The sequence below is a fragment of the Kiloniellales bacterium genome (genome assembly GCA_030066685.1).
Lineage (GTDB): Bacteria > Pseudomonadota > Alphaproteobacteria > Kiloniellales > JAKSBE01 > JAKSBE01.
The window spans coordinates 58,068-82,193 of the sequence record JASJBF010000010.1; the positions used below are offsets into that span (position 1 = coordinate 58,068).

Annotated in this window: 20 protein-coding genes; 5 read left to right on the forward strand and 15 right to left on the reverse strand. The window is 69.7% G+C overall.

Features of this window, described 5'->3' with window-relative positions; genetic code table 11:
- Nucleotides 1–5: 5 nt before the first annotated feature.
- From QNJ30_08110 to QNJ30_08160, 11 genes are all read right to left on the reverse strand, one after another.
- Nucleotides 6–1,214, reverse strand: a complete 1,209-nt coding sequence (locus tag QNJ30_08110) for an ABC transporter permease (GenBank protein MDJ0943414.1) — start codon at nt 1,212–1,214, stop codon at nt 6–8.
- A complete protein-coding gene (locus tag QNJ30_08115; GenBank protein MDJ0943415.1) occupies nt 1,211–2,209 on the reverse strand; it encodes an ABC transporter permease in 999 nt (332 codons plus the stop codon). The genes QNJ30_08110 and QNJ30_08115 overlap by 4 nt, the downstream gene beginning before the upstream one ends.
- 16 nt (nt 2,210–2,225) lie before the next feature.
- Complete coding sequence (locus QNJ30_08120; protein ID MDJ0943416.1) at nt 2,226–4,163, reverse strand: ABC transporter substrate-binding protein; 1,938 nt, start codon at nt 4,161–4,163, stop codon at nt 2,226–2,228.
- Nucleotides 4,160–6,070 (reverse strand): ABC transporter ATP-binding protein, encoded by a 1,911-nt coding sequence (locus QNJ30_08125; protein ID MDJ0943417.1) that lies wholly within the window; start codon nt 6,068–6,070, stop codon nt 4,160–4,162. The genes QNJ30_08120 and QNJ30_08125 overlap by 4 nt, the downstream gene beginning before the upstream one ends.
- Nucleotides 6,071–6,096: 26 nt before the next feature.
- Nucleotides 6,097–6,609, reverse strand: coding sequence for a hypothetical protein (locus QNJ30_08130; protein ID MDJ0943418.1), 513 nt, complete (start codon nt 6,607–6,609; stop codon nt 6,097–6,099).
- On the reverse strand, nt 6,581–7,390 hold the full coding sequence (locus QNJ30_08135; protein MDJ0943419.1) for a polysaccharide deacetylase family protein: 810 nt from the start codon (nt 7,388–7,390) through the stop codon (nt 6,581–6,583). The genes QNJ30_08130 and QNJ30_08135 overlap by 29 nt, the downstream gene beginning before the upstream one ends.
- Nucleotides 7,387–8,571 (reverse strand): glycosyltransferase, encoded by a 1,185-nt coding sequence (locus tag QNJ30_08140; protein ID MDJ0943420.1) that lies wholly within the window; start codon nt 8,569–8,571, stop codon nt 7,387–7,389. Before QNJ30_08140 ends, QNJ30_08135 begins: the two co-directional genes overlap by 4 nt.
- Before the next feature lie 2 nt (nt 8,572–8,573).
- On the reverse strand, nt 8,574–9,164 hold the full coding sequence (locus QNJ30_08145; GenBank protein MDJ0943421.1) for a histidine phosphatase family protein: 591 nt from the start codon (nt 9,162–9,164) through the stop codon (nt 8,574–8,576).
- Nucleotides 9,161–10,309: a glycosyltransferase family 4 protein gene (locus QNJ30_08150; protein ID MDJ0943422.1), complete on the reverse strand. Its 1,149-nt coding sequence runs from the start codon at nt 10,307–10,309 to the stop codon at nt 9,161–9,163. The genes QNJ30_08145 and QNJ30_08150 overlap by 4 nt, the downstream gene beginning before the upstream one ends.
- Complete coding sequence (locus tag QNJ30_08155; protein MDJ0943423.1) at nt 10,282–11,577, reverse strand: glycosyltransferase family 4 protein; 1,296 nt, start codon at nt 11,575–11,577, stop codon at nt 10,282–10,284. The genes QNJ30_08150 and QNJ30_08155 overlap by 28 nt, the downstream gene beginning before the upstream one ends.
- 78 nt (nt 11,578–11,655) lie before the next feature.
- Nucleotides 11,656–12,879, reverse strand: a complete 1,224-nt coding sequence (locus QNJ30_08160) for a glycosyltransferase (GenBank protein ID MDJ0943424.1) — start codon at nt 12,877–12,879, stop codon at nt 11,656–11,658.
- A gap of 215 nt (nt 12,880–13,094) precedes the next feature.
- On the opposite strand from QNJ30_08160, the gene QNJ30_08165 reads away from it, so the two are divergent.
- From QNJ30_08165 to QNJ30_08175, 3 genes are read left to right on the forward strand one after another with little or no spacing between them, the layout of a single operon-like run.
- On the forward strand, nt 13,095–15,815 hold the full coding sequence (locus tag QNJ30_08165; GenBank protein MDJ0943425.1) for an ABC transporter transmembrane domain-containing protein: 2,721 nt from the start codon (nt 13,095–13,097) through the stop codon (nt 15,813–15,815).
- A 23-nt stretch (nt 15,816–15,838) separates the two neighbouring features.
- Entirely contained in the window at nt 15,839–16,288 is a 450-nt protein-coding gene (locus tag QNJ30_08170) for a cyclic nucleotide-binding domain-containing protein (GenBank protein ID MDJ0943426.1), read from the forward strand.
- Between the two features lie 35 nt (nt 16,289–16,323).
- On the forward strand, nt 16,324–16,818 hold the full coding sequence (locus QNJ30_08175) for a class I SAM-dependent methyltransferase (protein MDJ0943427.1): 495 nt from the start codon (nt 16,324–16,326) through the stop codon (nt 16,816–16,818).
- Here QNJ30_08175 and xth read toward each other — a convergent pair.
- The gene (gene xth / locus QNJ30_08180; GenBank protein MDJ0943428.1) at nt 16,810–17,598 is read right to left on the reverse strand and encodes an exodeoxyribonuclease III; all 789 of its coding nucleotides are present in this window, start codon (nt 17,596–17,598) and stop codon (nt 16,810–16,812) included. The two genes, QNJ30_08175 and xth, sit on opposite strands and share 9 nt — an antisense overlap.
- A 249-nt stretch (nt 17,599–17,847) precedes the next feature.
- Nucleotides 17,848–18,651 (reverse strand): gamma-glutamyl-gamma-aminobutyrate hydrolase family protein, encoded by an 804-nt coding sequence (locus tag QNJ30_08185; GenBank protein MDJ0943429.1) that lies wholly within the window; start codon nt 18,649–18,651, stop codon nt 17,848–17,850.
- An 86-nt stretch (nt 18,652–18,737) separates the two neighbouring features.
- Between QNJ30_08185 and QNJ30_08190 the strand changes: the two genes are divergently transcribed.
- Together QNJ30_08190 and QNJ30_08195 are read left to right on the forward strand one after the other, a co-directional pair.
- Nucleotides 18,738–19,541 carry a sterol desaturase family protein gene (locus tag QNJ30_08190; protein MDJ0943430.1) on the forward strand — a complete coding sequence of 268 codons (804 nt, stop codon included), beginning with the start codon at nt 18,738–18,740 and terminating at the stop codon, nt 19,539–19,541.
- 76 nt (nt 19,542–19,617) lie between these two features.
- Nucleotides 19,618–21,036: a serine hydrolase domain-containing protein gene (locus QNJ30_08195; protein ID MDJ0943431.1), complete on the forward strand. Its 1,419-nt coding sequence runs from the start codon at nt 19,618–19,620 to the stop codon at nt 21,034–21,036.
- Here QNJ30_08195 and QNJ30_08200 read toward each other — a convergent pair.
- Complete coding sequence (locus QNJ30_08200) at nt 21,018–21,707, reverse strand: outer membrane lipoprotein carrier protein LolA (protein ID MDJ0943432.1); 690 nt, start codon at nt 21,705–21,707, stop codon at nt 21,018–21,020. The genes QNJ30_08195 and QNJ30_08200 overlap by 19 nt on opposite strands.
- Nucleotides 21,708–21,746: 39 nt before the next feature.
- A complete protein-coding gene (locus QNJ30_08205) occupies nt 21,747–24,125 on the reverse strand; it encodes a DNA translocase FtsK 4TM domain-containing protein (protein MDJ0943433.1) in 2,379 nt (792 codons plus the stop codon).
- Nucleotide 24,126: the final 1 nt, after the last annotated feature.

Here is a 24,126-nt window from a genome sequence, read left to right on the forward strand (position 1 = left end):
TCCGGCTACTTGTAGGGATCGGCGGCGTCGCGCAGGCCGTCGCCGACGAAGTTGAAGGCCAGCACCACGACGATGACCGGAATGACCGGGATCATCAGCCAGGGATAGAGCACGACCACGTTGATGTTCTGCGCCTCGGACAGCAGGACGCCCCAGCTGGTCACCGGCGGGCGCAGGCCGAGGCCGAGAAAGGACAGCGCCGTCTCGCCCAGGATCATGGCCGGGATCGACAGGGTGATCGAGGCGATCAGGTGGCTGGTGAAGCTGGGCAGCAGGTGGCGGCCGATAATCCGTGCCGGCGAGGCGCCCATCAGCTGGGCCGCGGTGCAAAAGTCCTCCTCGCGCAGCGACAGCAGCTTGGAGCGCACCGCCCGGGCGAGGCCGGGCCAGTCCAGCAGCGCCAGGATGATGGTCAGGCCGAAGTAGACCCCGATCGGGCTCCAGGTCACCGGCAGGATCGCCGAGAGCGACATCCAAAGGGGGATCTCCGGGAAGCTGCGCACGATCTCGATGCCGCGCTGGGTGATGTTGTCGACCCAGCCGCCGTAGTAGCCGGCCAGGCCGCCGATGATGATTCCCAGGAGGAAGCTGAGGGTGATGCCGACCAGTCCGATGGTGAGCGAGATCCGGGCACCGTAGATGATCCGGCTCAGCACGTCGCGGCCCAGGCGGTCGGTGCCGAGCAGGAAGAGGGTGCCGTCCACGGCCGGGCAGACGAAACGGAAGCGGCCTTCGAACAGGCCCCAGAACTCGTAGGTCTCGCCCAGGCAGAAGAAGCGCAGCCTGTGGATCTTGTCAGGGTTCTCCGTGAACTCGCGCTTCAGGTTCTCCATGTTCAGGCGGTAGTCGAAACCGTAGACAAAGGGGCCGACGAAGCTGCCCTCGTGGAACAGGTGGACCGACTGGGGCGGGGCGTAGATGAACCCGCTATGCCGGGTATGGAGGTTGTAGGGCGCGAGCAGCTCGCTGATCAGCACCGAGGCGTAGAGCAGCAGGATCAGGATGGCCGAGGCCAGGGCGACCCGGTGGCGCTTGAACTTCCACCAGACCAGGCGCCACTGCGGCGCCATGAAATAGCGCTCCTGCTCCGCGGTCATCGCCTCCTTGGTGGAGGGGTCGAAGGGCGCGGGATTGACGTAATGCGGCAGAGATTCGGCCGGGCTCTTGGCGCCGCCGCGCTTGGCGTCTTCGCCGGGCAGGGTGGTGTCGGTCACTTTTCAGCCCGTCCTTCCAGCCGGATCCGGGGATCGAGGGCCGCCAGGGCCAGATCGGAGAGGAAGGTGCCGATCACCACCAGGAGCGAGAGGAACATCAGAAAGGAGCCGGCCAGGTACATGTCCTGGCTCTGCAGTGCGCGCAGCAGCATCGGCCCCGTGGTCGGCAGGTTCATCACCACGGACACCAGCACCGCGCCCGAAATGATCCGCGGCAGGATGTTGCCGATGTCGGCAACGAAGGGGTTGAGCGCGATGCGCAGGGGATACTTGAGCAGCAGCTTGCGCGGCGACAGGCCCTTGGCCCGGCCGGTGATCACGTACTGCTTCTGCAGCTCGTCCAGGAGGTTGGCGCGCAGGGTCCGGATGAGCGAGGCGGTCCCGGCGGTGCCGATGACGATGACCGGGACGATCAGGTGCTCCAGCACCGAGCCGACCTTGGCCAGGGACCAGGGCTGGTCGATGAAGCGCTCGTCCATCAGGCCGCCGATGGAGACCCCGAAGTAGACATTGGCCAGGTACATCAGGACCAGCGCAAGCAGGAAGTTCGGCGTCGCCAGCCCGAGGAAGCCGAGGAAGGTCAGGGCGTAGTCGCCGGGGCTGTACTGCCGGACCGCCGAGTAGATCCCGATCGGGAAGGCCATGATCCAGGTGAAGATGATGGTCGTGGTCGACAGCACCATCGACAGCCAGAGCCGGTCGCCGACGACGTCGCTGACAGGCAGCTCGAACTCGAAGGAATAGCCGAGGTCGCCCTGGAGCAGGCCGAAGGCCCAGAGCAGATATTGCTCGTGCATCGGCTTGTCCAGGCCGTAGATCTCCTTCAGGTACTCGATGCGGGCCGGATCGACCTGCTCGCCCTGGGACTTGAGCTCGTTGATGTAGGTCTCGAGGTAGTCGCCGGGCGGCAGCTGGATGATGATGAAGATGATGATGCTGATCGCGATCAGCGTCGGGATCATCACCAGGATGCGGCGCGCGGTGTAGGACAGCATGGTCTGGATGCCTGGCCTATTGCGCCGCGCCGTCCTCGGGTTCGAGCCAAGCATGGTCGAGGTGGTAGGTGCCGAAGAAGGACCCGGGATACCAGCTGTAGACGCCTTCCTTGGGGAGGTTGTGGAGGCGCTTGTTGACCACCACGGGCTGCGGTATGGCGCTCACCGTGCCCAGGGTGAAGACCTGCTCGGCGTGGATCTCTAGGATCTGCTTCCAGACCTGCTTGCGTGCCTCCGTGTCGGGCGCCTCGTACCAGGCCGTGTAGAGGTCCATGAGTTCCTTGGCGGCCGGCAGGTCGGGGGGCTCGCCCGAGCGGCCGCGGGTCTCGTAATACTGGCCCCATTTCGGCCATTGCAGGTGGTCCTGGGTGATCGGCACGAACTCCGCCGGGCTCATGTCCGGCGTCGCGACGCCGTTGTCCAGCCCCTTGGAGATCGCGATCTGCGTCTCGCCGGCAAAGACCCGGTTGACGAAGACCTCGCGCTGCAAGGGTTTGGTGAAGAGCTTGATGCCGATCTGCGCCCAGCTGTCGCGGATCAGCTCCAGCACGTCGCTCTCCTCCGTGGCGATGCCCGCCGACTCGACGATCAGCGCCAGCGGACGCCCGTCGGACAGCAGACGCACGCCCTTGGCGTCGCGCTCGGTGAGGCCGAGCTCGTCGAGCAGCGCCGAGGCCGCCTCGAGGTCATGGTTGGCCCAGCGCTCCAGATAGCTTTGGTGGAACAGCGGGCTCGTGCTCAGCAGGGTGTTGTTTCCCGGCTGGCCCAGGCCGAAGTAGATGGTCTGATTGATCTCGTCGCGGTCGATCGCAAGCGACAGGGCGCGCCGGAAGCGCACGTCGCGGAAGAGCTCGCGCAGCACCGGATCCTCGACGTTCAGGTTGGGATAGAGCGTGACCCGCGAGCCCACGGCGCTGTTCCAGAGCCGGACCTCAAAGTTCTGCTTCTTCTCGGCATCCTTCAGGAAGGTGTAGTTGTCGAAGCGCAGGTAGCGGGCCTGGAGGTCGCTGTCGCCGGCTCCGGTCTTGGCCGGGATCAGGCCCTTGTCGGCGATGCCGACGACCACCTTGTCGATGTAGGGCAGCTGCCGGCCTTCGCGGTCGACCCGATGGAAGAAGGGGTTGCGCTTGAACACGAAGCGGTCCGACGGCGGAAAGGTGGTGTTGACCCAGGGCTGCAGGCTCGGCAGCTCGGGGTTCTGGTTCTTGTAGAGATGGCCCTGGCGGATGTGCAGCGCCGCCCAGTTCCGCACCCCGGCTTCGGCGACCTTAGCCTCCAGCTCCTTGGCGTCGGCGTGGTCGGCGTGGAACTGCTTCAGGTAGTGCGCCGGCGCGTAGATGTAGAGCGGCCTGGCCTTGGCCAGCTCGTCCAGGAAGGTCGGATTGGGCTTCGGCCAGCTGTAGCGGACCACGGTCTTGCTCGGATACTCGACCTTGGGCAGCTCGCCGTTGGCGCGCAGGACGACCGGCGGTCCGGCGGGGAAGAGCTTTTCGTTGTTGGCGACCTCTTCCCACCAGTAGCGGAAGTCGGCCGAGGTGAAGGGGGCGCCGTCGGACCAGCGATGGCCGGGGCGCAGGTGAAGGGTGAAGACCCGGTTGTCATCGACCTCGATCTTCTCGAGAACGTCCGGCGCCAGGCTCAGGTCGGGCCGGTAGCCGACCAGGCGGGCGTAGCCGTAGACCACCATCTGCCTGACGTCGCGCGCGCCGCCCATCAGAAGGCGCAGGGTCCCGCCGTAGCGGCCCGGCGTCATGCCCGGACGGTCGAGCGGATCGACGAAGGGCGTCTCCGGGATGCGCTCGGCCATCGGCGGCAGCTCGCCGGCCGCGACCCGCTCGGCGAGCAGCGGCGGTTCCTCGGAGGCGCGGGCCGATCCCGGGGCTCCGAGGATCAGCGCGGCGAGCGCGAGGGCCGCCGTCGGCGAGGCGAGCTTGCGTGGGTCCGGTCTGGTCATGATGCTGTCATCTCCACGGTTCCGAGCGCCGGGTCGGCACGTACGAAATGCCCATCGCCCAGGTCGATCAGGTGCGGATGCGTGGATCCGTCGATGGTGTAGGGGGCCGGCCAGTTGGCGGGCTGCGAGGCGCGGCCCTCCATCAGGGCGCTGAGGTCCAGTTGCTGGTCAGGATCCGGCTCGGGCACCGCCGACAGCAGGGCCCGGGTGTAGGGATGCACCGGCCGCTTGAAAAGGGCCGCGCGCGGCGCGATCTCGACCAGCCGACCGCGGCACATCACCGCGATGCGGTCGGCGATGTAGTCGACCACGGCCAGGTTGTGGCTGATGAAGAGATAGGTCAGACCCAGCGCCGCCTTGAGGTCCTTCAGCAGGTTCAGGATCTGGGCCTGGATCGAGACGTCCAGCGCCGAGACCGGCTCGTCGCAGATCAAGACCTCCGGCTTCAGCGCCAGCGCCCGGGCGATGCAGATGCGTTGGCGCTGACCGCCGGAAAAGCTGTGCGGATAGCGCCGGAGATGCCGGCGGTCGAGGCCGACCACATTCATAAGCTCGGCGACGAAGGCCGCCTGCGAGGCCGGATCGCCGATCCCGTGGATGGCCAGCGGCTCACCGATGATCTCGGCCACGGTCATCCTGGGATTGAGCGAGCTGAAGGGATCCTGGAAGACGTACTGGATCCGCTTGCGGAATTCGGTGAGGGCCGCCCCTTCGAGGCCGAGCATATCGATGTCCCGGCCCCGGTCGTGCCAGGTCACCGCGCCCGAATCCGGGCTCAGGGCGCGCATGATGATCTTCGACAGGGTCGACTTGCCGCAGCCGCTCTCGCCGACCAGGCCGAGACACTCGCCGCGGCGCAGCTGGAAGGAGACGTCGTCGACCGCCAGGATCTCGCTGCGCTCCGCAGACATCCAGCCGTTGCTCTTGCGGGTCTGAAAGCGCTTGGTCAGCGAATCGACGCTTAGAAGCGGCGCGCCCTCGACGACCGCGTTGGAGTCCGCGCGCCGCAGCTTCATCAGCGCGCTGTCCTCGGCGTGCTCGATCTCGCGGATCGGCACTAGGCGCTCCCCGACCTCCATGTGGAAGCGCGGCACCGCGCGCAGCAGCGCCTTGAGGTAGGGGTGCTCGGGCCGGCGGAAGATGTCGTCCAGGCTGCCGTGCTCCATGACCTCGCCGTGGTACATGACCACGACCTCCTCGGCGACGTTGGCGACCACGCCCAGGTCGTGGGTGATCATCAGCACCGCCATCTGCAGCTCCGACTGCAGGTCGTGCAGCAGCTTCAGGATCTGCGCCTGGATCGTGACGTCGAGCGCTGTGGTCGGCTCGTCGGCGATCAGCAGCGCCGGCCGGCAGATCAGCGCCATGGCGATCATCGCCCGCTGGCGCAGGCCGCCCGAGAGCTCGAAGGGATAGATGTCGAGAGTCGCCGCCGGGTCGGGAAAGCCGACCAGGCGCAGCATCTCGATCGCCAGCTCCCGCCCCTCGGGCGGGGTCACGTCGCGGTGCAGGTGCAGGGCCTCGAGGATCTGGCTGCCGACCGTGTGCACCGGCGACAGCGAGGTCATGGGCTCCTGGAAGATGATCGAGATGCGGCCGCCGCGGACCTGGCGCATTTCCGGCCCGCTGGGATCGAGCGCCGCCAGATCAATCGGCTTCGCGGGCCGGCCGCTCGCCATCGGGGTTGGGTCGCTGAACAGGATCTGGCCGCCGTCGATATAGGCGGTCCTCGGCAGGATGCCCATGATCGCCTGGCTGACCACCGACTTTCCGGAGCCGGACTCGCCAACCAGGGCGACGGTCGCGCCGGGCCGCACCCGGAAGGAGGCACCACGGACGGCCTCCAGCCGGCCCTCCGGCAGCCGGAAAGCGACCCGCAGGTCCTTGACCTGAAGCAGATCCGTCACACGTCCTCCCGGTTCGGCGCTTCTCGTCAGCCAGGCGCCGTTTCTTCGAAGTCCGGATCGATGCCCATCGCCAGCAGGTTGCCGGCGGAGGTGGGATCGAGCGAAACCCCGTTCGTCCTGGCGGCCGCCGCCGCCAAGCGAGTGACATCTTCGAATCCTTCTAGGTCGGATTCAATCTTCATCCTTCGTCCCTGCCCTTTCAGCGAGAGCTGCATGAAGCCGCCGCCGCCGCTGCGGTGCTGCCGGTGGGTGCCGAAATAGCGCAGGCGAAGGTGTTGCAGGTCCTGCCAGCGTAGGCTTTGGCTGAAGAGATCGCTGCGGAGAATGCCGTCCTGATCCAGCGTGATCTGGGTCATGTGCCGCTGCAGGGTGCGCAGACCGAACAGCAGGAAGATGACGCAGAGTCCGCCGAACACGATCAGGATGACCGTGCTGATCGGCACCGTAGCCAGGACTCCGATGCCGACCGCGAGGCCGATTCCCGCCCGCAGATAGTCGCCGAGGATGGCACTAGGCGGATAGCGGTATGTCGTGCTCATGGCCCTGCTCGATGTCGAAGACGGCGGCCGCTGTCAAGAGCTCGGCGGCCGGATGGACCGAAAGCGCGCCGAGCAGGCGGTCGAGGAAACGCCAGAGCGCTTCGCCGTGGACCGCGTGGTGAGTCAGGATGCCGCTGGGCTCCTGCGGGTCGGCCCGGCTCTCGCGCCGCGCCGCGAGGTGGCCGCACAGCAGATCCAGGGCCGCGTCCTCGCCCAAGAAGCCGCGATCCGGCTTCCAGCGGATCGGATCCAGGTGGCAGTTGACTTGAAGCAGACCCGGCGCCGGCCGGGCCGCTGCCCGGGCCGTGTGGGTCGAGAGACCGCAAAAGCCCAGGTCCGGCAAGGCGGGCAGCAGCTCGGCGGCGATGCGGTTCCAGGGCGGGACCAGGACCGGCAGCGCGCGGCTCCCGAAGAGCGCGCGCAAGCGCTCGCGACCCTCGGCCAGCTCGGCCCGCAGCGCAGCGGCCGGCCGCGCCGGTCCCAGCTCGCACTTCTTGCGGTCCTTCGGCTCGTGGTTGCGGTGGGCGTAGCCGTGCTGCAGCACCGCGACCGTGAGCTCGTCGTGCTGGCGCCCGGCGAGGCTATGGGCCAGCGCCGGCTCGGCGGCGGCCGGAATGACCGCCAGGGACAGGGGGGCCCGGTGGCGTCCGCAGAGCGCGAGCAGGCGGTCGAGCGCGGGTCCGGGGCGGACCGCGTCGTCGTCGCGCCACCAGAGCGTGGCCCGGCGGCCCTCGGCCTGCCACAGCTCCAGCTCCCGCTGCAGGGCGTCCCAGCCGGTCATGGCCGCGGCCCCGCTTCGCGCCGGCGTTCGGCCAGGGCGCGGCCGACCCACGCTGCGCTGGCCTCCGCCCCGCCCAGGTCGACCTCGAAGTCCCGCGGGCCTCTTTCGGCGGCGAGGGCCCGGTCGACCGCCGCGGCCAAGGCCTGCGGGGTCAGGGCCCGCTCCTCGAGCAGGACCACCACCCCCGCCGCGTCCAGCAACCGGGCACGCATGGTCTGTTCCGCCTCTCCTTCGGCCGCGAAGGGCACGAGGACCGCGCGTGGCCCCGTGCGCAGCAGGTCCGCGACCGTGTTGTATCCGCCCTGGCTGATCGACAGCCGGGCTTCGGATAGTAGCTCAAGAAATCGCGGATGAGCACGCGAAAGCGTTACATTTTCAGGGCATTGCCGTGCCAGCGCGGCCAGCCGCTCGGCCGGGAAGTTGGGGCCGGCGAGCAGGGTCCAGGGCGCTTCGCGCAGGGCCGAAAGCGGCCGCGCGGCCAGGGCGGCTTCGATGAGGTCCGCGCCCACCGCTCCGCCGCCAGCGGAGACCACGACGCCGCGTCGCTCGGCCGCCGCCCGAAGCGGCGCGGCGGCCTGCCCCTCGGCGACGTAGCCGGTGTAGACCAGCGCGTCGGCGAAGCCGGCGGCCGCGGGAAAGCTCGCCTCGAGGGTGACGAAGCGCGGGTCGGCGTGGACCAGCACGGCGTCGAAGAAGCCCTCGACCTGCGCCCTGATCCAGGCCGCGCGCTCGGGCGTCGGCGCCTTGGAAAGGATGTCGCGCAGTGAGCTCAGGACCAGCGGCCGCGGCCTGGCGGCGCGCGTCGCCTCGAGGAGCGGGATCAGCTCAAAGCGCATCTGGCGCCGCCCGAAGGGATACATCTCGACGACCAGGGCGTCGGGCCGCAGCGCGCGAAAGGCGGCCAGCAGACGATCCCGGCGCCTTTCGCGCCAGGCCTCGTCGATCGGCCGGCCGGCCTCGTCGAGCAGGGCGGAGAAGCTGAGGTCGGCACTGCGCAGGGGCGGCAGCTGGTGCAGGCGGGCCGCCCCGATGTCGAGCCCGGGCACCGGCAGGCCGCCGGAGACCAGGGTCGTGTCGAGCCCGGCCTCGGCGAGGGCCCGGCAGACCAAGGCGGCCCGCTTGAGGTGGCCAATGCCAAGAAGGTGCTGGACGTAGAACAGGACCCGAGGGGCGGCGGGCACGTTCAGGCCCCGATCAGCGGGATGTTGAGGCGGCCGGGGCTCGGCCGGCCGGCGGGATCGAGCAGGAACTCCTGGGCGACGCCGTTGCGCAGCTTGACCGGCGGCGGACCCTTCATGTCCCAGCCGGCCGCCAGGGCGTAGATCGCCCGGACCACGCCCTTGTGCGTGACCGCGACGGTCGGACGCGCGGCGGCGGCGCGTGCCTCCAGGAAGGGAAGCAGACGCCGCTGCAGCTCGCGCGGGCTTTCGCCGCCGGGCGGACGGAAATCGAGGCCCCGGGCTTCCAGCTCGGTCATGGCTGGACCCAGCTCGGCGCGCAGGTCGCCCAGGCGCTGCCCCTCCCAGTCGCCCCAGAACATCTCGGCCAGGCGGGGCTCGATCGCCGCGGCCCCCCGGCCCAGAAGCCCGGCGGTCTCGCGCGCCCGGCCGAGGGGGCTGACGAACCAGAGGGCGTCCTCATAACCCTTCGGCAGCCGCCAGGCCGCGACCTCGGCCCGCGCCTCGGGAGTCAGGGGGCTGTCCTTCTGGCCCTGGGTGCGGCCGGTCTGGTTCCAAAGCGTCCGGCCGTGGCGGATCAGCAGCAGCGGGGTCATGACTCGGCCGCGACGAAGTCGATCCGTGCCTGCCGGAGGATCGCATCCAGGGCGCCGGCCGCGGCGTCGAGGTCGTGCCCGGCGGCCGTGGCCCCCGCCCCCGCGCGCAGCGCCGCCCGCCGCTCGGGATCGCCGATCAGAGCCCGCAGGGCCGCCGCGAAGGCCTCGAGGTCGCCCGGCGGGGTCAGCAGGCCGCCCCGGCCCTCGGCGACCACCGCGGCGACCCCGCCGTAGCGTCCGGCGACCACCGGCAGGCCGCTGCCCTGGGCCTCGAGCAGGGCCATGCCGAAGGCCTCGTTGACCGCCGGCCAGGCGTAGAGATCCGCGGCGGCGAAGATCGCCGGCAGCGCCGCGGCCGGGCGCTCGCCCAGATAGCGCAGCCGGTCCCGGGGGAGCGCGGCGAAGGCGGCCTCGACCTCGGCCCGGGCGGCGCCGTCGCCGACGATCACCAGCTGCCATTCCAGGTCGGTCAGGCCGCCCAGGGCCTCGGCCAGGCCGCGATAGGACGCCAGCTTGTCGCCCGGGCGCATCATCGCGACCGCCAGCAGCCACGGACGCCCCGGATCCAGCCCGCAGGCCGCGGCCAGGGCCGCGCGATGGCGCCCGCGCTCGGCGGCGGCGGCGCGGAAGGGCGCCAGGTCGGCGAAGGGCGCCAGGCTGTGCAGGCGCCTGACCTGCGGCAGGCCGGGCAGGTCCGCGGGGTTCAGCGCGATCACCGCGGCGGCCTGGTCCAGGGCCGCGAGCGTGGCCTCGTGCCCCGCGGCCCAGGTCCCGCCGGCGCGCTTGTTGGCGACCGAGGCCTCGGCGGCCACGTAGGGGATGCCGAGGCGGCGGGCCGCGGAAGGGCCGATCCAGTCCGGCGCCTTGTAGTAGAGGTGATAGGTGAACCACAGCGCGGGCCTCTGGGACGCCGGGCGCGCCAGGCAGCGCGCGGCGTAGCGCTCGGCCAGGCGGGCGCCTAGGGCCCGCAGGCGCGCCTGGCGCAGCGGGTCGCCCAGCGGATCCCGGCTGCGCAGCCGGCAGGCCAGCTCGACCTCGTGGCCGGCCCGCCTGAGCGCGCTCTGGAACAACCCGGCCAGCAGCCGGTCGCCCGAGGGCACGGGATGGTCGGGCGGCTTCAGCGGGGCGTAGAAGGCGACGCGCACAGCCGCTGCCCCTCCGTCTCTCCTTCGGGGGCGAGGCCGAAGCGCCGGGCCAGGTCGTCGACGCAGGTCTCCAGGTCGAAGGCCTGGCGCACCCGCCGGGCGCCGGCCTGGCCCAGCCTCCGGCGCAGGGCCGGGTCGCGGATCAGGCGGTCGAGGGCCGAGGCCAGCGCCGCCGGCGCCTCCGGCGGGACCAGCAGCCCGGTGACCTCCCGGGCGATCAGCTCGGGAATCGCCGCGACTTCGCTGGCAACGCAGGCCAGGGCCTGGCTCTGCGCCTCGACCAGGACGTTGGGCAGGCCGTCGCGGTCGCCGTTGCCGGCGACGCGGCTGGCCAGAACGAAGAGGTCCGCGGCGCGGTAGGCCGCCAGGACCTCGGCCTGGGCACGGGGGCCGCGCCACTCGATGCGCCCCTCAAGACCGAGGTCGCGGGCCAGCCGCCGCAGCTCTTGGCGCAGGGGTCCGCCGCCGATGTGGACCAGGCGCCAGGCGCGCTGGGTCGGCAGCGCGGCAAGGGCCCGCAGGAGCAGGTCGTAGCCCTTCTTCTCGACCGCCCGGCCCACCGAGAGCAGGATCACCGGCGCCGCGGGATCGCTGCCGTCGCGCCGGCTTGCCGTGGCTTCGGCCGGTGCCGGGAAGCGCGTGAGGTCGAGCCCGTGGTAGACCAGCGCGACCTCGCCGCCCGCGCCGCTCTCGGCCAGCGCCGTTAGGTGCGCGGCGCCGTAGGCAGTGCAGGTCACGGTCCAGTCCGCGGCCGCCAGCTTCTCCCGCTTCTCCCAATCGGGCGTGGTCCAGATGTCCTTGGCATGGGCCGAACAGGACCAGGGCCGGCCGCTCAGCAGGCCGGCGTAGCGGGTCACAGAGGCCGGGGTGTGGATGAAGTGGGCGTGCAGCCGGCCGACCCCGGGATCGAGCTCGGCGGCCAGGACCAGCGCCTGGCCGAAGCGCCGGACCCGGTTGGGGGTCCGGTCACGGCGCAGGTCCCGCAGCCAAACCGCCCGGGCGGCGCGGTAGCCGGGCCGGCGCCGGACCCGCCACCAGGCGCGCAGCACGCGCAAGGGCTCCTGATAGAGGTATTCCGGCAGGTAGAGCAGCGGCGCTTCGATCTCGCGGTGCACCGGATGGACCTCCGGGTCCGTCGGATGGCGCAGCGAGACGATGGTGACCTCGAGCCCGCGGCGCTCCAAGGCCCGGATCTCCTGGGCGATGAAGGTCTCGGACAGGCGCGGATAGCCCTTCAGCACGAAGCCGACCCGGGATCGGGCAACCACGGGCGCCTGCCGGGAGGGGTCTGCAGTCGTGGATGCCATGAATCCCTTTGGAGACCTCGCTTCCCGGAACTCAGGCGACTAGGAGAAAGCCCCTTGGCGCAACACCGGGAAGGTTTCGACCTCCTTCCGGAGCCAGGGGGCGAGCAGGCCGTTCACGTTGTCGAGCCCGTCCAGGAGCCCGGGCACGATCACCTCGGAAGGCCGGTTCTGCTGCGGCAGATCGCGCAGCGCCTGGGCCATGACCGCCGGGTCGCGTGCGGGGTCCTCGCGCAGCATCCGGGCCAGGCCCAGGTCGTGGGCCCGCTGGGCGCGGATCGTCTGTTCCAGGCGCGGCCGCTCGCGCGGGACGATCAGGGCCCGCTTGTCGAGCGAGAGGATCTCGCAGAAGGTGTTGTAGCCGCCCATGGCGACCACGCCGGCCGCCTTGGCCATCAGGCTTTCCATATGCGGATCGAAGGTGATCGCCTCGACCTGATCCAGACGGCCGGCCCGTTCGATGAACTCGGCCTGCTGCTCCGGCGGCATGAAGGGACCGAGGACCAGCAGCGCCGGATGCGGCAGTTCGCGGTCCGTTTCGTAGGCGCGCAGAACCCAGTCGATCAGGGCCTCGCCGTCGCCGCCGCCGCCGGGCGTGACCAACACGTAGGGCCGGTTGGTGATGTCGGGCGCCTGGACGCTCTCGGCCTGGCCGACCCGGCGCGGCAGGTACCCGGTATAGACCAGCTTGCGCTCGACCACGCCCGGCAGGTTCATATCGGCCAGCGGGTTGCAGATCTCCTTCAGCCCGAAGACCCAGATCTCGTCGTAGATGTCGCGCAGCAGCGGCAGCACCTTCTTGCGGCGCCATTCGGGCACCAGGAGCCGCGGCTCGTCCATCACGTCGCGCAGGCCGAGGATCAGCCGGGTGCCCCGGGTCTTCATCTCGACCAGGGTCTCGGTCACCTCGCCGCGCAGGCCCTGGGGCTCCTTGTCGACGATGAAGACGTCGGGATCGAAGATCTCCGCCGTGTGACGGATGACCGAGGCCCGCAGCCGCAGGGTTTCCTCGATGTCCAGGTGAAGGTTCAGCGAGGTGTACTCGCCGTTGCGCAGCTTGATGACGCCGGGAACCCGGACGAAGTCGACGCGGGCGCGGAAGTCGAAGCTGCCGATGATCGGCGAGCCCGAGAGGATCAGGACCGAAAGGTTCCTGTTGTTGGCGACCAGCGAGTGGGCGATCGTCCGACAGCGCCGCAGGTGCCCGAGGCCAAAGCTGTCGTGGCTGTAGATCAGGACTCGCGTGTCACGGCGCGACCGTGCCATGCCCCCCTCTCCTTCCCTACCCGGTTGCGACGCCAGACCAAAGACTTGGCCCGCGCCATCCCTCCATGGGCCAAAACGGAGCAAAGCCTACGCGAGGCGGCGCGGCGAGTCGATTGGGCATTTTTTCGCCTCCGGCGTGGCTGGTTTACCCCCCCAGGGTGCTCGGCTAAGCTTCGCGGTCGCGGCGGGCGGCCGCTCTCGAGACGGCAGGGCCTATGGAACCCAACCTGTTCAAGTACATCTGGCAGCACAGCAAGCGGGACCAGCTCTTCATCCTGGTCCTGGTCCTGCTGTCGCTGCCCTTCTACTTCGTCTCGCTGCAGCTGCCGAAGCAGATCGTCAACGACGGCATCGAGGGCAAGGGCTTCGCCGGTCCCGGCTCGACCCAGAACTTCATGACCATAGACCTGCCTTTCGGCGAAACGCTCTTCGGGCGTCCGGTGACGCTGTTCGAGGGCTTCGAGTTGGAGCAGATGGCCCTGCTCTTCGCCCTCAGCTTCGCCTTTCTGGGCCTGGTGATCGTGAACGGCATCTTCAAGTTCGTGATCAACACCTTGAAGGGCCAGCTGGGCGAGCGGATGCTGCGCCGCCTGCGCTACGAGCTGACCGACCGGGTCCTGCGCTTCCGCCTCGCGCAGTTCAAGAAGGTACGGCAGGCCGAGGTCGCGACCATGGTCAAGGACGAGGTCGAGCCCCTCGGCGGCTTCATCGGCGATGCCTTCATGACCCCGGTGTTCCTCGGCGGCCAGGCCCTGACCGCCATGACCTTCATCCTGCTCCAGAACGTCTGGCTCGGCAGCGTGGCGGCGGTGATCGTGCTGGTCCAGGCGATCCTGATCCCCAAGCTGCGAGTCCGGATCCTGGAGCTGGGCCGGCAGCGGCAGCTGGTCAGCCGGCACCTCGCCGGGCGGATCGGCGAACTGGTCGCGGGCGCCACAGAGATCCATGCCCACGACACCTCGAACTTCGAGCGGGCGGAGATCTCCCATCGGCTCGGCGTCATCTACCGGATCCGCTACGAGATCTTCAGGCGCAAGTTTTTTGTCAAGTTCCTCAACAACTTCCTCTCCCAGCTCACGCCCTTCATCTTCTACATGGTCGGCGGCTATCTGGTGATCGTCGAACAGCTCAACATCGGCGCCTTGGTCGCGGTCATCGCCGCCTACAAGGACTTGCCGGCGCCCGTGAAGGAGCTGATCGACTGGGACCAGCAGCGCAACGACGTCCAGATCAAGTACGACCAGGTGATCGACCAGTTCCATCCGCCCGACATGATCGACCCCGAGACCCAGCAGCCCTACAGCGAGAACGTCGGGCCGCTGAGCGGCGAGATCGTGGTCGCCGGCCTCGGCCTGATCGACGAGAACGGCAACAAGCTGCTCAACGGGGTCAATTTCCGCGCCGGGCTGGAAGAGCACATCGCCGTGGTCGGACAGAGCAACAGCGGCAAGGACCACCTGACCATGATGCTGGCCGGCCTGGTGCCGTCGAGCAGCGGGCGCGTGACCCTGGGCGACTACGACCTGCGCAGCCTCGGCCAGTGGATTACCGGGCGGCGCCTTTCCTACGTCGGCGACGATGCCTATCTCTTTTCCGTGAGCGTCGGTGAAAATCTGCTCTACGGCCTGAAGCACGTGCCCCAGCGCCTGTCCGATGCCCTGGACGCGCAGGCGCGCAGCAGCGAGGAGGCGGAGCGCCGCCGGTCGGGCAACATCACCCTGGACATCGCGGACGACTGGATCGACTACGAGGCCGCCGGCGCCAGCGGCCCCGAGGACCTGCCGGAGCGGATGATCGAGGTCCTGCGCCTGGTCGACCTGGAAGAGGACATCTACGGCTTCGGCCTGCAGGGCACCGTCGACCCCAAGGCGCGGCCCAAGCTGGCGGCCGGCCTGCTCCAGGCCCGCGCCGACCTGTCCCGGGTGCTGGCGGAGCGCGGCGCCGGCGACTTGGTCGTGCGCTTCGATCCGGAGAAGTTCAACGACAACGCCACCCTGGCGGAGAACCTGCTGTTCGGCACGCCGATCGACCCGGCCTACGACGCCGAGAACCTGCCGCAGAACCCGGTGATCGTCAGCATCCTGAAGAGCGAGGGGTTGCTCGACGACCTGGAGGTCATGGCGGTCAACATCGCCCAGACCATGGTCGAGATCTTCGCCGACCTGCCGCCGGGCCACCCTTTCTTCGACCAGTTCAGCTTCATCGCCTACGACGATCTGCCGGACTTCCGGGCCCTGATCACGCGCACCGAGAAGTCCGGCTTCAAGTCGCTGAACGAGGCCGAGAAGGCCCGCTTCCTGGCGCTGCCCTTCCGCTACATCAAGGGCCGGCACCGCCTCGACCTCAGCGAGGAGTCCTCCGAGAGCTTCGAGGCGCGGATCCTGAAGGCCCGGCACGCGATCTTCGACCGGCTGCTGACCGAGGACGGCAGCGGGCCGGTCGCCTTCTACGATCCGGCGACCTACAACGCCGCCGCCAGCCTGCAGGACAACATGCTTTTCGGCCGGCTCGCCTTCGGCCGGGCCCAGGCCGCCGAGATCGTCGGCGCCGCGATGACCGAGGTGCTGGACACCCTCGGCCTGCGCCGCTCGGTGATCGAGGTCGGGCTCGACTACGACGTCGGCCTGGCCGGCAAGCGCCTGTTCCAGACCCAACGTCAGAAGCTCGCCATGGCGCGGGCGATCATCAAGAACCCCGACCTCCTGATCGTCAATCAGGCCTTCGCCGGCATGGACGATGCGACGCGACAGCGGATCCTCGACCGCGTGCTGGCGGCACGCAAGGGCCGTGGCGTCATCTGGGCCCTGCAGGACATCGAGAACGCCCGGGTCTTCGACCGGGTGCTGATGATGGATGCCGGACGGTTGGTGCGCGAGGGGCGTTTCGAGGACGTGGCCGTGGGCAGGGCAGCCGATGCCCTCGCCGAGACGGGATAAAAAGAAGCTAAAGGAGACAGGCCATGGGCTTGGCACAAGAGGTCGAGATCCTCAGAAGGATCCCGCTCTTTGCGAACATCGATCCGGCGAAGCTGAAGCTCATGTGCTTTGCCAGCGAGCGGGTGACCTTCAAGGACGGCGAGGTGCTGTGCCGCCAGGGCGAGACGGGGGACTCGGCCTTCATCATCCTGGACGGCACGGCGGACGTCCAGGTGAAGCGCAAGGAAGGCACGATGAGCGTGGCGACCTTGACCAAGAACGACATCGTCGGCGAGATCGCGATCCTCTGCGACGTGCCCCGGACCGCCACCGTATTGGCCAAGGGCGAGCTGACCACCCTCAAGGTGACCAAGGAGCTCTTCTTCGGCCTGGTCAAGGACTTCCCGGAGATCGGCATCGAGATCATGCGCGTGCTGGCGCATCGCCTGGAGGCGACCACCGGAGAGCTGATCGCCGCCAAGGCCGGCGCCTGAACCTGCGGGCGCGAAAGGCCGGGCCGGGTGCGCAGATGAGCCGCCTGGACAGCGCGATCCGCCGGCTGCAGGCGCAGCGGGCCTGCATCGACCACGCCGCCGCAGCCATTGCCGATCTGTCGGGTCCGGTGCTGGAACTGGGGCTCGGCAACGGCCGGACCTACGACCACTTGCGCAGCCGCCTGCCGGATCGCGAGATCTTCGTCTTCGAGCGCGAGGTCGCCGCCCATCCGGACTGCGTGCCGCCGCCCTCCTGCCTGATCCTCGGCGACTTTGCCGAAACCCTGCCCAAGGCGGCAGAGCGCTTCGCCGCCGCGGTGTCCTTGGCGCATGCCGACGTCGGCTCCGGCGATCCGGCGGCCAGCCGGCGCTCGGCCGGCCTGGTCGCGCGCTTTCTCCCGTCCATGCTGCGGCCGGGTGGTCTGCTGCTCTGCGAACTGGCGCTCGAGGTGCCAACGCTGGAGCGCCTGCCCATGCCGGAGGGCATCGCGGCCGAGCGCTACTTCTACTACCGCAGGCCGTCAGCCTAGGGTCAGGATCACCGGCACGTGGTCCGAGGGCTGCGGCCAGCCGCGCGCGTCGCGGAACACCGTCACCGAGCGCAGGGCGCTCGCCAGGGGCGGCGTGATCCAGACGTGGTCCAGGCGCCAGCCGTAGTCCCGCTCGAAGGACTGGGCGAAGCGGTAGCCCCACCAGGTGAAGAGGGGCTCTTCCGGCGGCACGAAATGGCGTTCGGCGTCGATGAAGCCGCCGGAATTCAAGAGGCGCGCCATGTGCTCGCTCTCGACCGGGGTGTGGCCGACGCTGCGCAGCAGGCGCTGGTGGTTCCAGACGTCGGTCTCCAGCGGCGCGACGTTGAGGTCGCCGAGCAGGACCAGCGGCCGGTCCGCGACCGCGTCCTCGCGCGCCCAATCCGCCATCTCGGTCAGGAAGGAGAGCTTGTGGTCGAACTTGGGATTGGCCTCGCGGTCGGGCTTGGGACCGCCCGAGGGGACGTAGAAGTTGTGCAGCTCGATCTCGCCCTCGAGCCGGACAGAGGCGTGGCGCCGGTCGTCCTTGTCGCACCAGGACCTGGCGTTCTTCTCCGCCAGGGGCCGGCGGGACAGGATGGCGACGCCGTTGTAGCCCTTCTCGCCGCGGACAAGCTGGTTTCCATAACCCAGGTCGCGCAGCGCCTCGGCCGGGAAATCTTCGTCGCGGACCTTGATCTCCTGCAGGCAGAGCACGTCTGGCGCCACGGCCTCGACGAAACGGGCGATGTTGTCCAGGCGCTGGCGGACCGAGTTCACGTTCCAGGTGGCGATGGTCAGCGTCATGGCGCGTTTCGGTCCCCGTCTCTCTTGATCGCTGCCTGCTTTACCCGAGCCCGGCCGGAAAAGAAAGAACGCCCGGTCGGGGGGAGGCCGGGCGTTCTCATCTCCGAAGAGATCCGAAAGGACGGCAGGGGAAGCGTCCCTTCGCGAGAGCCGCAGCCTTAGTAGCGTCGGCTCTTTCACTTCTATTTAGGTTACGCCGCGGCTTTTGCAATCGGGGCTACGAATTCGTGAAGCCGCCTCGATTCAGGCCGGCACCCCGGTCAAATTCGCGGTCGTGGCGGCCTGCCGACGGGTCGTCGCGCGCCGCCGCGCGGCGGCCCCGAAGGCCTTGAACAGCCTGGTGGAGAAGTCGTTCTCCAGGGCCTTGTACTCGGGGTGCCACTGGACGCCCAGGGCGAAGGCCTTGGCGTCGGCGACTCTGACCGCCTCGATGGTGCCGTCGGGCGCGCTGCCTTCGATGACCAGGCCCTCGGCCGGCCGGTCGATCGCCTGCCAGTGCAGCGAATTGATCTCGATCTCGGCGCCGCCGGCGATCGCCTCGAAGGCGCCGCCGGCCAGGAAGCGCACGCTGTGGCGCGGCCCGTACTGGACGTCGAGGTCCTCGTGCTGCGGCCGGCGATGGTCCATCCGCCCCGGCAGCTCGTGGACCCGGGCGTGGAGGGTGCCGCCGAGCGCGACGTTCAGCTCCTGAAAGCCCCTGCAGATCGCCAGCAGCGGCAGGCCCTGGGCCAGCGCCGCACGGATCAGCGGCAGGGTGGTCGCGTCCCGGTCTTCGTCGTAGGGCTCGGCCTCGTGGCTCGGGGGCCGGCCGTAGCGGCCGGGGTGGACGTTGCTCGGGCTGCCGGTCAGGACGATGCCGTCCAGGCCGTCCAGGATCGCCGCCGTGTCGGACAGCCCGGCCAGGGCCGGGAAGACCAGGGGCACGGCCTCCGAGGCCTCGGCGACGGCACGGACGTATTTGTCGCCGATGGTGTGATAGGTCTGGTCGCCGATCTGCTTGCTGCAGGCCGGCAGGCCGATCAGCGGCTGAGGCGCGTGCTCCGACATCGCGCTCGAAGGCTAGTGATTTCCGCTGAACCGGGCAAGGGCGGGACGCTTGCCAGCGGCCGGCCGGCATCCCATAAGTCAGGACGATGGCAGACCTCGTTCAGGAATTCGCGGCCTGGAAGGCCTATCTGGTCTTGGGCTGGTTGGCCCTGTTCTTCGCGCTGGAGCGCCTGCGCCCGGCGGCCCGGGAAGGCCGGCTGCAGGAGAGCCGCGCGCAGCCGGTCGCCGGCGGATGGGCCCGCCTCGGCCGCAACGGCGGGCTGTGGCTTTGCAACGCCGGGCTGTCGCTCGCCGTGGTGCTGCCGGTCTCGGCCTGGGCCGCGGCCCATCCGCTCTTCGCGCGCCCGGCCCTGCTGACCGGCTGGAGCGGCCTGGCCTTCGACATCCTCCTGCTGGACTTCCTGATCTACTGGTGGCACCGCGCCAACCACCGGCTGGGCTTCCTCTGGCGCTTCCACGAGGTCCATCACCTCGACCGTTTCCTCGACTCGACCTCGGCCCTGCGCTTCCATTTCGGCGAGGTGCTGCTGTCGGCGCTGGCCCGGGCGCTGGTGATCGTGGTCTTCGCCGTGCCCTTTGCCACGGTGGTGGTTTTCGAGGCCCTGATCCTGCTGGCCGCGATCTTCCACCACTCGAACCTGCGCCTGCCGCGGCGGCTCGAGGCCGGGCTCGGCCGGGTCTTCATCACCCCGGCGATCCACTGGGTCCACCACCACGCGCGGCGCCGCGACACCGATTCCAACTACGGCACGATCTTCAGCTTCTGGGACCCGCTCTTCGGCAGCCGCAGCCCGACGCCGCGCGACCTCGGGATGGAGATCGGCGTCGAAGGACGCAGCGAAGGACCGCTGCTCGGCCTGCTCGCGCGCCCCTTCACGCCGCGGCGCTGATCCGAATCCGCGATTGCCTTCGCCGGGGCGATCGCCGATAGATCGAGACCGATCCCAAACCTGGAGCCGGCGCGACATGCATCGACACGACGATCTCGGGCCGGCCCTGGCCTATCTCGAGGGCTGGCTGGCCTTCCAGCAGCGGAACAACCCGGCCATGCCGGGGCTCGCCGTCGCGCTCGCGCAGGGCGGCGAGGTCGTCTTCGACCGCGCCTGGGGCTGGGCCGACCTGGCCGCGCGAGAGGCCCTGACGCCGCAGCACCTCTTCCGCATCGCCTCACACTCCAAGACCTTCACCGCGGCGTCGGTCCTGCAGCTCGCGGAGGCCGGCCGTCTCGGGCTCGACGATCCCGCGACCCGGCACCTGCCCTGGCTCGCCGAGAACCCCGACCCGCGGGTCGCGACGATCACCCTGCGGCAGCTCCTGTCCCATCGGGCGGGCGTGATGCGGGACGGGCTGTCGTCGGCGTTCTGGCTCTTGGAGAGTGATTTCCCGGACCGGAACACCCTGATCGACTTCTTCAGGCGCGAAGCGCTCGTCATCGATCCCGATACCCGCGTCAAGTACTCCAACTTCACCTACGGCCTGCTGGGCCTGGTCATCGAGGCGGTCTCGGGGCTGAGCTTCGCCGACTATGTCGGCCGGAACCTCCTCGATCCTCTGGGCCTGAGCGGGATCGGGCTGGACTACGACGCGGGCGCCGGGCGCTTCGTCACCGGGTACATCCGCCCGACGCCGGCCTGGGAGCCGATCGCCGTCGCCTCCTCGAGCCTGGACACCAAGGCCTACGCGCCGGCCGGCGGCTTCCGCGCCACGGCCGCGATGCTCTGCGCCTTCTACGACGCCCTGATCTGCGGCGAGACCCTGCTCTCGGCCAAGGCCAGGGAGGAGATGCAAAGCGTGCAGGGCCCGTTTCCCCGTGACGACTTCGCGCGCGACTACGCCCATGGCCTGGTCCTGCGCGACCTCGGCGGCCGCCGGATCGTCGGCCACAGCGGCAGCTTCCCGGGCCAGGTCAGCGCGACCTTCGTGGATCCGGCGCGGCATCTCGTGGTCTCGCTCCTGACCAACGGCTACAACGTCTCGGTCGACACTCTGCAAGCGGGGATCTGGAGCATACTCGAGGTCTTCGAGGCCCGGAATCCCGAGGCGGCGGAGGAGGAACCCGAAGCCCTCGCCGCCTACCGCGGCCGCTTCTACAGCCCGGCGGGCGCCCTCGACCTGGTACCCCTGGGCGACGTGATCTACCTCGCCAATCCGGGCAAGCCGGCGCCTTTCGACAACTGCGGCGAGATCAGGCGTGGCGCCGACGGCGTCTTCCGGCTGACCGAGGACAGCGGCATCGGCCGCTATGGCGAGGTGGTCGACTTCGTCTTCGCCGAGGACGGCAGCCTGGAGCGCGTCGATCTCGGCGGCTTCCCGCTGCTGCGCGAGGCCGCCTTCCGCGACCTGGCCGGACGCATCGACGCGTCCGCTCAGCCCCGCTCGTCGTAGCGGTCCTCGCGGAGCAGCTTCAGGCGGTCGAAGAGCTCGTCGTCGATCTCTACCCCCACGCGCGGCGCGATCAGCGCGACCTCGGTGGTGACGCCCTGGGCGTCGGTCACGACCCACTTCTTAAGGGTCAGGGGCTTGTCGGCGAAGACCAGGGTCACGCGGCCCTGGGGGGTCTCCTCGTTCTGCTCGACGGTCACCCGCAGCACGCCCGGTCCGCGCTCGATCGCGACCACGCGCACGCTGTCGTCGAGCACCACCTCGTCACGAAGCAGGAACCAGAGAGGCGTCTCCCAGAGCGGCAGATAGGTCTCCTCCTTCAGCTCCTTGTCGTAGTAGAGCAGCACCAGGCCGTCGGCCATCAGCAGCGCCGGGTAGGGCGGGTCGTACTCGAAGCGCATCTTGCCCGGACGGTTCAGGTAGAGGTCGCCCTCAACGGGCACGCCGACCGACGAGACCTGCAGGAAGCGAGAATGCAAGGTCCGGATCTCGGTCAGATAGCGTTCGATCCGCGCCAAGTCGACGCGATCCAGCTCGGACAGGGCGGCGGTCTGCGCGCCGGCTTCGGCCCGCGCCGTCGAGACGCCGCCCGGCGGGCCGAAAGGCGCCGAGAGGGTCAGGCCGACCACGCCGAGCCCGATCGAGATGTAGAACAAGGTCTGCCGCACCGCCATGCTCCTTCTTCACGCCCCCTTTAGGTTATGGGAAGCCGTTCAGGCCTCGTCCAGGTTGCGGCCCAGGACCTCGCGCTTGCCGACGTGGTTGGCCGGGCCGATCACGCCCTCGGACTCCATGCGCTCGATCAGCCGGGCGGCGCGGTTGTAGCCGATCTGCAGGTGCCGCTGCACGAAGCTGGTCGAGGCCTTGCGCTCGCTGCAGACCAGGGCCACCGCCCGGTCGTAGAGGTCGTCGCCGCTGCCGTTGGCCTCGCCGCCGAAGCCGTTGAGCTCCGGCTCCTCGTCCTCGGTGATCGCCTCGATGTAATCGGGCAGGCCCTGGGCCTTGAGGTGGGCCACGACGTCCTCGACCTCCTGGTCGGTCACCAAGGGGCCGTGGACGCGGGTGATCCGGCCGCCTTGGGCCATGTAGAGCATGTCGCCCTGGCCCAGAAGCTGCTCGGCGCCCATCTCGCCAAGGATGGTCCGGCTGTCGATCTTCGAGGTGACGTGGAAGGAGATCCGAGTCGGGAAGTTCGCCTTGATGGTGCCGGTGATGACGTCGACCGAGGGCCGCTGGGTGGCCATCATCAGGTGGATGCCGGCGGCCCGGGCCATCTGCGACAGGCGCTGGACCGCGGCCTCGACGTCCTTGCCGGCGACCAGCATCAGGTCGGCCATCTCGTCGATCACCACCACGATGTAGGGCAGGGGCTGCAGGTCGATCGGCTGGTCCTCGTGCAGCGGGTTGCCGGTATCGGGGTCGAAGCCGACCTGGATCTTGCGGGTCAGGACCTCGCCCCGGCGCCGCGCTTCCTCGACCCGGGCGTTGTAGCCGTCGATGTTGCGCACCCCGAGCTGCGACATGGCCCGGTAGCGGTTCTCCATCTCGCGCACCGTCCACTTCAGCGCGACGATCGCCTTCTTCGGCTCGGTGACCACCGGTGACAGCAGGTGCGGGATGTCGTCGTAGACCGACAGCTCCAGCATCTTGGGATCGACCATGATGAAGCGGCACTTCTCCGGCGGCAGCCGGTAGAGCAGGGAGAGGATCATCGCGTTGAGCGAGACCGACTTGCCCGAGCCGGTGGTCCCGGCGATCAGCAGGTGCGGCATGCGCGCCAGGTCGACAATCTGGGCCATGCCGCTGATATCCTTGCCCAGGATCAGCGGCAGCTTGCCGCCGGCCCGCTCGAAGCCCTGGGAGCCGAGCAGTTCGCGCAGGTAGACCGTCTCGCGCTTGCTGTTGGGCAGCTCGATGCCGATGACGTTGGAACCCGGGACCACGGCGACGCGCACCGAGATCGCGCTCATCGAGCGGGCGATGTCGTCGGCCAGGCCGACCACCCGGCTGGTCTTGGTGCCCGGCGCCGGCGCCAGCTCGTAGCGGGTCACCACGGGGCCGGGCCGGACCTTGACGATCTCGCCGCGCACGCCGAAGTCCTGCAGCACGGTCTCCAGAAGGCGGGCGTTCTTCTCCAACGCGTCGCGGTTCACAGCGCCGTGGGCCGCGTCGGCGGGCGGATTGGCCAGCAGGCTTAGCGGCGGCGACTCGTAGTCGCCGGCGCTGGCGAACTCGAAGCGCCTCTGGTTGGCCTTCTCGGCCTGCTTGCTCGGCTTGGTCCGGGGCGCCGGCGCGGCGACCAGGTCGGCGCCCTCGGTCAGGGCCTTGGGCAGCGGCGGCAGCTCGTTCTCGAGCAGGACCGTGTCCTCCTCCTCAAGGTCGGCGCCGTTGCCCTGGGCGACCAGCTGCGGCTCCTGGCGCGCGCCGTTCGCCTTCTGGCGCTTCTTCTTTTTCGGCGCCTTGGCGGCCGGCGCGGCCTTGGGTTCGGCGCGTGGCTCGCTCCGGGCGGCGCGGCGGCGCATCGGGCCGCCCGAACGCGCGGGCTCGCCGGCCCGCGGTCGCAGCAGCGGCCCGAAGAGGCGCAGCGGCCCGAGCAGAAGCCCCTGCCATTCCCCGGCGGAGAGGCCCAGGGTGTAGAGCAGCAGCAACCCGGCCAGCCCGGCGCTGCCGGTCGCCGCCATCCAGGGCTCGACCGAGGGAAAAGCGGCCAGCCGCTCCAGCAGCATTTGGCCCAGGGCGCCGCCAAGGCTGCTTTCCAGCGGCCAGGAGCCGGGCTTGGGCAGGGCCGCCAGAGCCGCCCCGGCAAAGACGACCACGGCCGGCACCAGGATGATCCGCAGCCACCAGCGCGGCCAGGCCCGGTCGCGCAGCGCCCGCCAGGCCCAGGCCCCGAAGGCCAGCGGCAGGACCATGGACGCGACCCCGGAATACTGCAGCAGGCCGTCGGCAATGGCGGCGCCGTCCCGCCCCAAGAGGTTGCGCGGCAGGCCGTCGCTGGCGCGGTTGAGGGAGGGATCGTTGGGATCGTAGCTGGACAGGGCCAGGACCAGGCCCAAGGCGACGAGCGCCAGGACTAGGCCCAGTAGCTCCATC